Source organism: Rhodoferax sp. U2-2l (assembly GCF_020594515.1).
GTDB lineage: Bacteria > Pseudomonadota > Gammaproteobacteria > Burkholderiales > Burkholderiaceae_C > Rhodoferax.
The window spans coordinates 121,260-134,562 of the sequence record NZ_JAJCTH010000014.1; the positions used below are offsets into that span (position 1 = coordinate 121,260).

Annotated in this window: 8 protein-coding genes; 5 read left to right on the forward strand and 3 right to left on the reverse strand. The window is 61.3% G+C overall.

The annotated features are described in order from the left end of the window. Window positions 1-26: 26 nt before the first annotated feature. On the reverse strand, window positions 27-1,724 hold the full coding sequence (gene aceF, locus LHU53_RS13665) for a dihydrolipoyllysine-residue acetyltransferase (RefSeq protein WP_227333211.1): 1,698 nt from the start codon (window positions 1,722-1,724) through the stop codon (window positions 27-29). 112 nt (window positions 1,725-1,836) lie between these two features. Further along, window positions 1,837-4,539: a pyruvate dehydrogenase (acetyl-transferring), homodimeric type gene (gene aceE / locus LHU53_RS13670; protein WP_227333212.1), complete on the reverse strand. Its 2,703-nt coding sequence runs from the start codon at window positions 4,537-4,539 to the stop codon at window positions 1,837-1,839. A 166-nt stretch (window positions 4,540-4,705) separates the two neighbouring features. Here aceE and LHU53_RS13675 point away from each other — a divergent pair, with 166 nt between their 5' ends. From LHU53_RS13675 to LHU53_RS13695, 5 genes are all read left to right on the forward strand, one after another. Beyond that, window positions 4,706-7,261 (forward strand): PAS domain S-box protein, encoded by a 2,556-nt coding sequence (locus tag LHU53_RS13675; protein WP_370632304.1) that lies wholly within the window; start codon window positions 4,706-4,708, stop codon window positions 7,259-7,261. Next, on the forward strand, window positions 7,258-7,884 hold the full coding sequence (locus LHU53_RS13680) for a response regulator transcription factor (RefSeq protein ID WP_227333213.1): 627 nt from the start codon (window positions 7,258-7,260) through the stop codon (window positions 7,882-7,884). Before LHU53_RS13675 ends, LHU53_RS13680 begins: the two co-directional genes overlap by 4 nt. Window positions 7,885-7,976: 92 nt before the next feature. Then, window positions 7,977-8,852: a bifunctional methylenetetrahydrofolate dehydrogenase/methenyltetrahydrofolate cyclohydrolase FolD gene (gene folD / locus LHU53_RS13685; protein WP_227333214.1), complete on the forward strand. Its 876-nt coding sequence runs from the start codon at window positions 7,977-7,979 to the stop codon at window positions 8,850-8,852. Next, window positions 8,849-10,915, forward strand: a complete 2,067-nt coding sequence (locus LHU53_RS13690) for a M3 family metallopeptidase (RefSeq protein WP_227333215.1) — start codon at window positions 8,849-8,851, stop codon at window positions 10,913-10,915. Before folD ends, LHU53_RS13690 begins: the two co-directional genes overlap by 4 nt. A gap of 134 nt (window positions 10,916-11,049) precedes the next feature. After that, window positions 11,050-11,706 (forward strand): glutaredoxin family protein, encoded by a 657-nt coding sequence (locus LHU53_RS13695; protein ID WP_370632306.1) that lies wholly within the window; start codon window positions 11,050-11,052, stop codon window positions 11,704-11,706. A gap of 92 nt (window positions 11,707-11,798) precedes the next feature. Here the strand turns inward: LHU53_RS13695 and LHU53_RS13700 are convergent, their stop codons facing one another. Beyond that, complete coding sequence (locus LHU53_RS13700) at window positions 11,799-13,043, reverse strand: nitronate monooxygenase (RefSeq protein WP_227333217.1); 1,245 nt, start codon at window positions 13,041-13,043, stop codon at window positions 11,799-11,801. Window positions 13,044-13,303 lie beyond the last annotated feature (260 nt).

The window sequence follows — 13,303 nt, forward strand, 5'->3', positions numbered from 1 at the left end:
TTCGCAAAGTGGTCTGACCCGCAAAGTTATAACAATACCCGGCGGAAGTCGCCGAGGATCTGGGCCAGATAGACGTTGAAACGCGCGGCAGCGGCGCCGTCGATCACGCGGTGGTCCCAGGTCAAACTCAGCGGCAACATCAGACGCGGCTGGAAAGCCTTGCCGTCCCAGACCGGCTCCATGGTGGAGCGGCACACGCCGAGGATCGCCACCTCGGGCGCATTGATGATTGGCGTGAAATACCGCCCGCCGATGCCGCCCAAGGAAGAAATGGTGAAGGTGGCGCCAGACATTTCTGCCGGGCTCAGTTTGCCGTCACGTGCTTTCTTGGCCAGCTCGCTCATCTCTTGGCTGATCTGGAAGATGCCTTTTTTGTCGGCATCCTTGATCACCGGCACCATCAAGCCGTTGGGCGTGTCAGCAGCAAAACCGATGTGGTAATACTGCTTGTAGACCACGGCGTCGCCGTCGAGGCTGCTGTTGAAGTCGGGGAATTTCTTGAGCGCGGCCACGCAAGCCTTGATCAGGAACGCCAGCATCGTGACCTTGATGCCGCTCTTCTCGTTTTCCTTGTTGGTCAAAACGCGGAAGGCCTCCAGGTCGGTGATGTCGGCGTCGTCATGGTTGGTGACAGCGGGGATCATCACCGCGTTGCGCAGCAGGTTGGCGCCGCTGATCTTCTTGATGCGGCTCATCTCCTTGCGCTCAATCGGACCAAACTTGGCAAAGTCGACCTTCGGCCAAGGAATCAGGCCCAGGCCTTCGCCACCACCAGCGGCCGCGGGTTTGGCGGCTTGCTGCGCAGCAATCGCAGCGGTTTGCACCGCGCCACTCATGACCGAGCGGGTGAAGGATTCGATGTCGGCATCGGTGATGCGGCCTTTGAGGCCGGTGCCTTTGACCTCGGCCAGCGGCACGCCCAGCTCACGCGCGAACTTGCGCACCGAGGGTGAAGCGTGCGGCAGACCCAGCGCCAAGGCGGTCGGGTTGTGGGCTGGCAAAGCCGGTGCGGCGACCACAGCGGCGGGTGCTGCCACAGCGGCATTAGCTGCTGGCGCTTGTGCTGCGGGGTCTGCAGGCACATTGGGCGTAGCAGCCACGGCAGCAGCAGGTGCTGCAACTGCGGCGCTGCCTTGCAAGATCAGCAACAGGTCACCGATGTTGACGGTGTCGCCGAGCTTGACCTTGAGCTCCTGCACCACACCGGCGGCGCCTGAGGGGATTTCCATCGAGGCTTTGTCGGACTCGACGGTGACCAAGCTTTGCTCGAGCTTGACGCTGTCACCGACTTGGACCATGACCTCGATCACGGTCACGTCTTTGAAGTCGCCAATGTCGGGCACGCGCACTTCGACCGGGCCAGCGGCAGCGGCCACTGGTGCGACTGGTGTCGGGGCAGCCGGTGCGGCGGCAGGCGCTACAGAAGCCGCAGCATCAGGCGCTTGTTCCACGGGTTCTGGCGCCGGATTGGGCGCAGAAGCCTCACCCGCCACCTCCAGCAGCAGCACCAACGAGCCTTGTTTGACCTTGTCGCCCAGCGCGACTTTGAGTTCCTTGACCACACCGGCGTGGCTCGAAGGGATTTCCATGGAGGCCTTGTCGGACTCCACGGTCAGCAGGGATTGGTCAGCGCGCACCGTGTCGCCAGGTTTGACCAGCAGCTCGATCACGGTGACTTCGTCGAAGTCGCCAATGTCGGGCACTTGAATTTCTAAGGTTGCCATGTTGTGTCTCCAGATTCTTGATTGGGAATCACAGCGCCGTCATTGTGGGCTTGACCCGCAATCCTTGGTGGCCGGACAGAGTCCGGCATGACATCCGCTGTGCTATCTAAGCTCAAGCGTGCAGCGGGTTGATCTTGTCAACATCGATGCCGTATTTGGCAATCGCTTCGGCCACGCGGGCCACGGGCACCGTGCCATCTTCGCTGAGCGCCTTCAGGGCCGCCACCACGATGTAATGACGGTTGATCTCGAAGTGCTCGCGCAATTTGCTGCGGAAATCGCTGCGGCCAAAGCCGTCGGTGCCCAGCACCTTGTAGGTGCGTCCCGCCGGGATGTAGGCACGGATCTGCTCGGCATAGGCCTTGATGTAGTCGGTGGACGCCACCACCGGGCCGCTGTGGCCTAGCAGCTGCTGCGCCACAAACGGCACCACCGGCGCATCATTCGGGTGCAGCAGGTTGTGCCGCTCGGCGGCCATGCCGTCACGGGCCAGTTCGTTGAAGCTGGGGCAGCTCCACACATCGGCCGCCACGCCCCAATCCTGCGCCAGCAGCTTCTGCGCGGCAAAACTCTCACGCAGGATGGTGCCCGAGCCCAACAACTGCACCCGCGGGGTGGCGGCATCGTCCGAGCCGGGTTGGCACAGGTACATGCCCTTGATGATGTGCTCTTCAGTGCCCGGGATCAGGCCGGGCATGGCGTAGTTTTCGTTGAGCAAGGTCAGGTAATAGAACACGTTTTCCTGGCGCTCGACCATGCGCTTCAAGCCGTGGTGCAGGATCACGCCCACCTCATGCGCAAAGGTCGGGTCATAACTGATGCAGTTGGGAATGGTGCCCGCCAGGATGTGGCTGTGGCCGTCTTCGTGCTGCAGGCCTTCACCATTGAGTGTGGTGCGCCCGGAGGTACCACCCAAAAGGAAACCGCGCGCCTGCATGTCACCCGCCGCCCAAGCCAGGTCGCCAATGCGCTGGAAGCCGAACATCGAGTAATACACGTAAAACGGCACCATGATGCGATTGCTGGTGCTGTAACTCGTTGCGGCGGCAATCCAGCTGGCCATGCCACCGGCTTCGTTGATGCCTTCCTGCAAAATCTGGCCCGCCTTGTCTTCGCGGTAATACATCACCTGGTCTTTGTCTACCGGGGTGTATTGCTGGCCGGCCGGGTTGTAGATGCCGATCTGGCGGAACAGGCCTTCCATACCGAAGGTGCGGGCTTCGTCCACCAGAATGGGCACCACACGCGGACCCAGCGCCTGGTCACGCATCAGCTGGGTGATGAAGCGCACATACGCCTGGGTGGTGGAAATCTCGCGACCCGCTGCCGTGGGCTCCATCACCGATTTGAAGGTCTCGATGGAGGGCACGGTGAACGACTCGTCAGCATGGGTGCGGCGTTTGGGCAAGTAGCCGCCCAGCGCCTTGCGCCGGGCGTGCAGGTACTGCATTTCCGGCGTGTCATCGGCCGGTTTGTAAAACGGCAGGTCCGCCAGCTGGCTGTCGGGAATCGGGATATTGAAGCGGTCGCGGAAACCGCGGATGTCGTCGTCGGTGAGCTTCTTGAGCTGGTGCACATTGTTCTTGCCTTCACCACTCTTGCCCATGCCAAAACCTTTGACGGTCTTGATCAGCAACACGCTCGGTTGGCCGGTGTGGTTGACCGCGGCGTGGAACGCAGCGTAAACCTTCTGCGGGTCGTGGCCACCGCGGCGTAGCGCCCAGATGTCGTCATCACTCATCTTGGCCACCATGGCGGCGGTGCGCGGGTCGCGGCCAAAGAAATTCTTGCGCACAAAGGCGCCGTCGTTGGCCTTAAAGGCCTGGTAGTCGCCGTCCAGCGTGTCCATCATGACCTTGCGCAGCGCACCGTCCTTGTCGCGCGCCAGCAGCGGGTCCCAGTCGCTGCCCCACAGCAGTTTGATCACGTTCCAGTTGGAGCCGCGGAATTCGCCCTCCAACTCCTGCACGATCTTGCCGTTGCCACGCACCGGGCCATCCAGACGCTGCAGGTTGCAGTTGATGACAAAAATCAGGTTGTCGAGCTTTTCACGTGCGGCCAGGCCGATGGCGCCCAGGCTTTCCACCTCGTCCATTTCGCCGTCACCGCAGAACACCCAGACCTTGCGCTTGCTGGTGTCGGCAATACCGCGGGCGTGCAGGTACTTCAAGAAGCGCGCCTGGTAAATCGCCATCAGCGGGCCCAGGCCCATCGACACCGTGGGGAACTGCCAGAACTCAGGCATCAGCTTGGGGTGTGGGTAGCTGGACAGACCCTTGCCGCCGGTTTCCTGGCGGAAATGCAGCAGTTGCTCTTCAGTCAAGCGGCCTTCCAGGAAAGCGCGCGCATACACACCCGGCGCCACATGCCCCTGGATGTAAATGCAGTCGCCGCCGTGGCCTTCGCTTTCGGCATGCCAGAAGTGGTTGAAGCCGGCGCCAAACATGTGCGCCAGCGAGGCAAACGAACCAATATGCCCGCCCAAGTCCCCACCGTCTTCAGGGTGATGGCGGTTGGCTTTGACCACCATCGCCATGGCGTTCCAGCGCATGTAGGCGCGCAGGCGTTCTTCAATTTCGATGTTGCCGGGGCAGCGTTCTTCCTGCTCCGGCTCAATGGTGTTCACATACGCGGTGTTGGCGGAGAACGGCATGTCCATGCTGTTTTGCCGGGCGTGTTCGAGCAGCTGCTCTAGGAGGAAGTGGGCGCGCTCGGGGCCCTCACGCTCGATGACGGCGCTCAGGGCGTCCATCCATTCGCGGGTTTCCTGGCTGTCCGCATCGATGGCGGCGTGTTGGTCTCGTTGTACTGACATGCGTGTCTCCTGTGGATTGGCCAGAGAATGGTAGTGGGTTCGGCCATTTTTTGTCGCGAGCGGAATTCTAGGGGGAATTTCTTGACATTTCAAATAGCGTTCTATTACTTCACATTATGAAATATAGAATCCTGACAGCCATGCCAAACGCCCTACACTTCGCCCTATGCCCATGCGCCCGAACCCGGACACCGTGAACCTCCCCAGGCTGGCACCGACTGCCCGACTGCGGTTTTGGTGGAAAGCACAAACCACCCACCGTCAGGACAGCTTGGCGATGCTGGCACCGCTGGCGGCGGTGCTGCTGTTTCTGGTGGTCATCCTGTCGGCATTTGCCTATTTGCGATTTGAAGAGATCGCGCGCGAGCGCGAGGCCATCCACCGTGACGTGGAGTACACCCAGCAACGCCTGCGCCTGCGCCTGCTGGAGCAGCAAGAGCAGTTGATGCGTTTTGCCCGCGAGATGGCCGCGCGCGAAATTTCCTCCGATGACTTTCTGGCCCGCGCCGAGGCCTTTGTCAACCTGTTTCCCGAGATGCAAAGCCTGACCTGGATCGACGACCGATACATCACGCGGGCAAGTTATGACCCGAGTGGTATGGTCGACCAAGCCAACACCCCGAACGCGCGCATGCCGGGTGAGGCCGAAGAAACGGCGAACAACTTCCGCTTGGTGCGCGACGTGCTGCTGCCGATTTATTCCAGCCCGCGCAAAACCCAGCATGGCCCGAGCCAGGTGCAGCTGCATCTGCCGTTGATCGACAAGACACGTTTCAAGGGCGATCTGCTGGTCACCTATTCGGTTGACGCGATGTTCCGCTACGGCGTGCCCAACGAGGTCACGTCCAAATACGCGATTTCTTTTCTGGATGGTGAACGCCAAGTGCTGGCAGGCACCAGCCTGCTGGAGAAAACGCTAACCCGCAGCGTCCTGCCCTGGGCCAACCCGGTCAACGCCTACCAGTTGCCGGTTTCCCCCGTGGGCAACGGGCTGGCGATTCGCGGGCAGGCTTACCGCACCTCACTGGGCGTGATCGGCAGTGGCCTGTTCTGGCTGGTGATGGTCTTGAGCGCGGTGACGGCCTGGCTGCTGCTGGCCAACTGGCGCCACACCCGCAGGCGCATTCAGGCGCAAGACGCCTTGGTGCGCGAAACCGCCTTTCGCCGCGCCATGGAAAACTCCATGCTCACCGGCATGCGGGCGCTGGACATGCACGGCCGCATCACCTATGTGAACCCGGCGTTTTGCCAGATGACCGGCTGGTCCGAAGCCGAATTGGTGGGGCAAACCGCGCCGTTTCCCTACTGGCCGCGCGAAGACTATGAAATGCTGAGAAACCGCCTGCAAGAGGAACTGGCCGGGCTGATCGACCCCAGCGGCACCCAGTTCCGGGTGCAACGCAAGAACGGTGATATTTTCGAAGCGCGCTTGTATGTCTCGCCCCTGATTGACGCCTTTGGCCAGCAAACCGGCTGGATGACGTCCATGACCGACATCACCGAGCCCACCCGCGTGCGCGAGCAGTTGGCGGCGTCCCATGAGCGCTTCACCGCCGTGCTGGAGGCGCTGGATGCGTCCATCTCGGTGGCGCCGTTGGGCAACAACGAACTGCTGTTTGCCAACAAACTCTACCGCCTGTGGTTTGGCTCGGAGGCACAAGGGCATTTGCAACTTGTGGCCGAGGCTGGCGTGCCCACGCTGGCGCACAGCGATGAAACCCAGGACATGGTCGATGCCTTCGCCGGCTTGCCCACCAACCATCTGTCTGACAAAGAGGCCGAGAGCGCCGAGATTTACCTGGGCAGCCTGGGCCGCTGGCTGGAGGTCCGCACCCGCTACCTGAGCTGGGTGGACGGCCGCCTGGCCCAGATGGTGATTGCCACCGACATCACCGCACGGCGGCTGGCCGAAGAGCAGGCCGAGGTGCAGGCGATTCGCGCCCAGGCGTCGAGTCGACTCATCACCATGGGCGAAATGGCCTCCAGCGTGGCGCACGAGCTCAACCAGCCGCTCACCGCCATCAACAACTATTGCAACGGCATGGTCTCGCGCATCAAGGCGCACCAGATCACCGAGGAAGAAATGCTCGGCGCGCTGGAAAAAACCGCGCGCCAGGCGCACCGGGCCGGGCAGATCATCCAGCGCATCCGCTCGTTTGTGAAGCGCAGTGAGCCCAACCGCACCATCGCCAGTGTGTCGACCATGGTGGCTGAAGCCGTGGAACTGGCCGAGATCGAGCTGCGCCGGCGCAACGTCAAGCTGACCCAATACGTCGCGCCGAACCTGCCCAATGTGATGGTGGACCCGATCCTGATTGAACAGGTGCTGTTGAACCTGCTCAAAAACGCCGCCGAGTCGGTGGACTCCGCCCAAAAACCCACGGCGCTGCGACTGGTGAAGCTGCGCGTGGCCCCGGCGCTGGTGGACGACAAGCCGGTGATTGAATTCAAGGTGTCAGACTCCGGCCACGGCATTGCGCCCGAAGTCATGGCCCGGCTTTACGAGGCCTTTCACTCCACCAAACCCGAAGGCATGGGCATCGGCCTGAGTCTGTGCCGATCGATTGTGGAGTCGCATCTGGGCAGAATGAAAGCCGAGAACCTCTACAATGGCGAGACGGTTATTGGCTGCTGTTTCACCTTCTGGCTACCCCATCCGGACCCGCTGTCAGCCGCCACCACCCAGCGCCCGGACCAACAAGTATTTCAGGTATCTCCATGAGTCTCATCCCCAAAAAAGGCACGGTTTACGTTGTTGATGACGATGAGGCCGTGCGTGATTCGCTGCAATGGATGCTGGAGGGCAAAGACTACCGGGTGCGCTGTTTCGACTCGGCCGAATCCTTCCTGAACCGCTACGACCCGCGCGAGGTCGCCTGCCTGATCATCGACATCCGCATGTCGGGCATGACCGGGCTGGAGTTGCAAAGCCGCCTGATCGAAACCCACTCCCCGCTACCGCTGGCCTTCATCACCGGCCACGGTGACGTGCCGATGGCGGTGGACACCATGAAAAAAGGCGCCATGGACTTCATCCAGAAGCCGTTTCACGAAGAGCAGCTGGTGCCGCTGGTGGAACGCATGCTGGAGCAGGCCAAGGGGTCGTTCGCCGAACATCAAAACTCGGTGGCGCGTGACGCGCTGATGGCCCGCCTGACCCTGCGTGAATCCCAAGTGCTGGAGCGCATCGTGGCGGGCCGCCTGAACAAGCAGATTGCCGACGACCTGGGCATCAGCATCAAAACCGTGGAAGCGCACCGCGCCAACATCATGGAAAAGCTCAACGCCAACACCGTGGCTGATTTGCTCAAAGTGGCCCTGGGACCCAATGCCGTCAAGGCCTGACCTGACCAGTTTTTTTCTTCACGCTATTGAGAATATAGCTACCATTGCCCGCCCCGCAAGGACCAGCGGGCTTTTTTATGGATGAATTTGACATGAACACCGCAACCCCTTTTGGCCAGATCATTGACGGCGTGGCCCTGTCCAAACAATCACGTCTGGACGTGACCGAACGCGCCCGCGCGCTCAAAGCCCGCGGCATCACGCCCGGCCTGGCGGTGATTCTGGTGGGTGACAACCCGGCCAGCCAGGTCTATGTGCGCAACAAGGTCAAGGGCTGTGAAGACTGCGGTTTTCACTCGGTGCTGGAAAAGTACGACGCTGATTTGTCTGAGGCCGAATTGCTGGCGCGCATTGCGACGCTCAATGCCGACCCCGCCATCCACGGCATTCTGGTGCAGTTGCCGGTGCCCAAACACATCGACGCCACCAAGGTCATTGAAGCCATTTCACCCGCCAAGGATGTGGACGGTTTTCACGTGGCCAGCGCCGGGGCCTTGATGACGGGTTTGCCGGGTTTTTGGCCCTGCACACCGTATGGTTGCATGAAGATGCTCGAATCCATCAACTACGACCTGCGCGGCAAACACGCGGTGGTGATTGGCCGCAGCAATATTGTTGGCAAACCCATGGCCATGATGCTGCTGCAGAAAAGCGCCACCGTCACCATCTGCCACAGCGCCACCGCCAATCTGAAAGCCATGACGCTGCAGGCCGACGTGATTGTGGCGGCGGTGGGCAAGCGCAATGTGCTCACCGCCGACATGGTCAAACCCGGTGCGGTGGTGCTGGACGTGGGCATGAACCGCAACGACGAGGGCAAGCTGTGTGGCGACGTGGACTTTGAGGGCGTGCGCCAGGTGGCCAGTTACATCACCCCGGTACCCGGTGGGGTTGGCCCCATGACCATTACCATGCTGCTGGTCAACACCCTTGAATCTGCCGAACGCGCCGCCAACTTCCCATCATGACCAATCCCCTGCTCTCTTTTGACGACCTGCCCCGCTTCGACGAGATTCGCCCGGAGCACATCGAACCCGCCCTGGCGCAGTTGCTGACCCGGGCCGACCAGGCGCTGGAAAGCGTCACCGCACCCGCGTTTGAAGCCAACTGGAATGCCATGGCCAGCGTGCTGGACGTGGCCACCGAGCAGTTATCACGCGCCTGGGGCTCGGTCAGCCACCTCAACAGCGTGGCTGACAACCCTGAACTACGCGCCGCTTTTAATGCTGCGCTGCCAAAAATCACCGAGTTTTACACCCGCCTGGGCGCTGACGAGCGCCTGTACGCCAAATACAAAGCCATCGACCCGGCCACGCTGACGCTCGAGCAACGCCAGGCGCACAAAAATGCTTTGCGCAACTTTGTGCTGGGTGGTGCCGAGTTGCAGGGTGACGCACGCACGCGTTTTGCAGAAATTCAGGAGCTGCAGGCCGCGGCCGGTCAGAAATTCAGCGAAAACGCGCTGGACGCCACCGACGCCTTTGCCTACTACGCCACGCTGGACGAACTCGACGGCGTGCCACACGACATCGTGCAAGCCGCCCAGGCCGCAGCGCAAACCGACGGCAAGGACGGCTACAAACTCACGCTGAAAATGCCGTGCTACCTGCCGATCATGCAGTTTGCCAAAAGCAGCGCCCTGCGGGAAAAGCTCTACCGCGCCTACGTCACCCGCGCCTCCAACATGGCAGACGAGGTGAGCCGGAAGTTTGACAACACGGCCCTCATCAACCAACTGCTGAGCCTGCGGCTGGAAGAGGCCCGGCTGCTGGGCCACGCCAACTTTGCCGCACTTTCGGTGGTGCCCAAGATGGCCGAGTCGCCCGAGCAGGTGATCACCTTCCTGCGTGACCTGGCCGCGCGTGCCAAACCGTATGCCGAAAAAGATTTGGCCGACCTGCGGACCTTTGCCACCGAGCACCTGGGCCTGAGCGACCCGCAGGCCTGGGACTGGCCGTATGTGAGCGAAAAGCTCAAGGAAGCCCGCTACGCTTTTAATGAGCAGGAAGTCAAACAGTACTTTCCGCTGCCCAAGGTGCTGGCCGGGCTGTTCCAGATTGTCGAAACCCTGTTTGAGGTGCAAATCCGTGAAGACCATGCACCGGTCTGGCACGAAGATGTGCGCTTCTACCGCATCGAACGCCCTGCCACACAGGCTGGTGACACGGCCAACACCCTGGTTGGCCAGTTTTACCTGGACCCGACCGCCCGCAACGGCAAACGGGGTGGCGCCTGGATGGACGATGTGCGCGCCCGCTGGTTGCGCCCCGACACCCACACGCTGCAAACCCCGGTGGCGCACCTGGTGTGCAACTTTGCCGCCAGCGTGGCTGGCCGCCCGGCGCTGCTGACGCACGACGATGTCACCACCCTGTTCCACGAATTCGGCCACGGCCTGCACCACCTGCTGACCCAGGTGAACGAGCGCGACGTGTCGGGCATCAGCGGCGTGGAATGGGACGCGGTGGAATTGCCCAGCCAGTTCATGGAGAACTTCTGCTGGGAATGGGAGGTGCTGAAAAACATGACCTCGCATGTTGACACCGACCAGCCGCTGCCGCGTGCCCTGTTTGACAAGATGCTGGCGGCCAAAAACTTCCAGAGTGGCATGCAGACGCTGCGCCAGATCGAGTTCTCGCTGTTTGACATGCTGTTGCACAGCGCCCACGACCCGGCGCAAGACATCATGCCCCTGCTGCAACAGGTGCGCGACGAGGTGGCGGTGCTGCAACCGCCCAGCTGGAGCCGCACCGCGCACACCTTCAGTCACATTTTTGCCGGTGGTTACGCGGCGGGTTATTACAGTTACAAGTGGGCTGAGGTGCTGAGCAGCGACGCCTACGCCGCCTTTGAAGAAACCGCCGGGACCGATGGCCTGCCGAGCGCCGAGACCGGCCGACGTTACCGCCAGGCGATTCTGGAAGCCGGTGGCAGCCGACCGGCCATCGAATCGTTCAAAGCATTTCGGGGCCGCGAGCCCACGCTGGACGCGCTGTTGCGGCATCAGGGAATGGTACAAACGAGCCAGTAGCCACGTGTTCCCGAACGCTGCATGAAGGTTGTCATGGCGGACTGGATCCGCCATCCATGCCTTCGGGTGACTTGGTTGCCACGAAAGTCAAGGAAACCTCTATGTCAAACAATCAACGGCAGGCAACGGTAGGGATGCTCAGCGCGCTCAAGCTCTCTTTTGGCTTGGGTAATGCGCTATGTTTTTGTGCGCTGGCAGCGCTGGCTCATACCGTCGTGCAGGCCCAGACCCTGTACCGCAGCGTCGGGCCGGACGGGCGCGTCACGTTTTCAGACAAGCCGCCCGCCGCGGCTGCCAAAATCACCCCGCTGAGCGCCAATGGCCGGGACGCCGCGGCCGCCAACGCCAGCTTGCCGTATGCCTTGCGGCAGGTTGCCGGCCGTTACCCGGTGACCCTGTTCACCGGCAAGGATTGCGCGCCTTGTGACGAAGGGCGCACCCTGCTGCGCAGCCGTGGCATCCCGTTCACCGAAAAAACCATCACCAGCTTTGAGGACGCCGAAGCGCTCAAGCGCCTGGCCGACAACCCCGCGCTGCCGCTGTTGACCCTGGGTGGACAGCAGATCAAGGGGTATTCATCCACTGAGTGGACGCAATACCTCAACGCGGCGGGTTATCCGGAAAAAAGCCAGTTGCCCGCTGGTTACCGCTATGCCGAGCCGACCCCGCTGGTGGCTGTGACCGCACCTGAAGCAGCAAAACCCGACACGACCAAACCAGCACCCGCCCCAGCCGCGGTGGCACCCGCGCCGCGCACCAACCCGGACAACCCGGCAGGCATCCAGTTCTGAGCCGTCGCCCGCGCAACAAAAAAGCCCCGCGTCGTTGGACTCGGGACTTTTTTGTGTCTGGCGCCGATCATCAACGCCAGCGGTTGCGGCTATCAGGCGGGCAAGGCAATCTGGTGGTCAACGCTGTAGAGGTAGTCGTTGAAGATGTGCTCTGCCGTCAACAGCTGGTATTTGCCGTCCGAACCCTTGCGTGTGGTGTCTTTCAGGCGGTAGGTGTAGTGGCCACAGGTCCACAGCTTGAAGTTGCGCATCTGGGTGCACAAACAGGTTTTGTCCATCACCGAGATGTTTTTGCCACTCGGGTGCAGCGCCAGTTCACGGTTGTACGAGGTGATGTAGGCGCAATTGCCTGAGCCATCGAGCAGGTAACCATAAGACTCGCAGTTGGGCCGGATGCCGTCGCCAATCGCCGGGGAGCCCTTGAGCATGCGCATCGGGTAACCGGTGGGCGAAATGGTGTTGACCACGATGTCATCCTCGTTGGCCATGTAGTAATCCTGCTTGACATCGGCCGGCAAGCCACATTCCTCAGCCACAGTGAAACGGGTGGCGACCTGCACGGCGGCTGAACCACTCTCCAGGAACGACACCGCGTCACTGCCGGTGAAGATGCCACCTGCGGCAATCACCGGAATGTTCAGCTCTTCGTCTTTGACGTATTTGATCACCTCGGCAATGATGGTGGCCAGGTCGTACTGCGCCCAGTCCAGGCCAAAACCCAGGTGACCACCGGCCAGCGGGCCCTCCACCACCACAAAGTCGGGTTTGCGGTCCAGCCGCGCGTTTTTGCGCAAAAACAGCTGCAAAGCGCGCACGCTGGAGACAATGATGCCGAGCTTGGCATCACGGAAACGTGGGTGGTCGGCAATCAGGCCAAAGGACCCCAAATGCAAACCAGCACTCAAGGTGATGCCATCAATGCCGGCGTCCAGCGCGGAGGCCATGCGCACCTGCAGGGTTTCGCGCGGACCATTCATGGTCAGCTTTTCCATGCAGTTCACAAAAATCAGGCCATCACCCTTTTTGGCTTCCATGGTGGCGCCCACGTGGTTGCGGGTGGCCTCGGCCAGAATGTCCAGGTCAAACTTGACGTCGGACTTGTCGGCATTGAGGATGTTGTGTTTGTAGAGCCTGGTTTTGTCTTTGACAAAACTGGTGTCAAAACGGCGGTCAGACACATCGTTGACCATGGCATCCGAGATATGGCCAATGCCACCGAGCCGAGCGGTTTCAAGCGCCAGTTCAGCGGTCGAAATATCCACCCCCATCCCGCCGACCACGATCGGCACATATTCTTTTTGGCCAAACTTCAGGCGAAAGTCATCAACACGTTTCATGAAAATCCTTGAGGCAACGGGCGTCTTCGGCGGCGGTTCCAAGCAGCATGCGAGCGGTGAAGAGGCCCAAAAAACAGCAGGGTGGGATAACCCGGCAACCCCGGAATTCTACCCGCCCACCCCCGCCCATCCACCACCGCCGCAATACCCATGAAGCGCAAAGATGCTTCAACAAAACGGGTGACTGGGCGCCATCGACAAGCTCGCTTGCATGGGACATCACCCCGACAAACACCAACCTCCAACTGCGTGAAAATGGC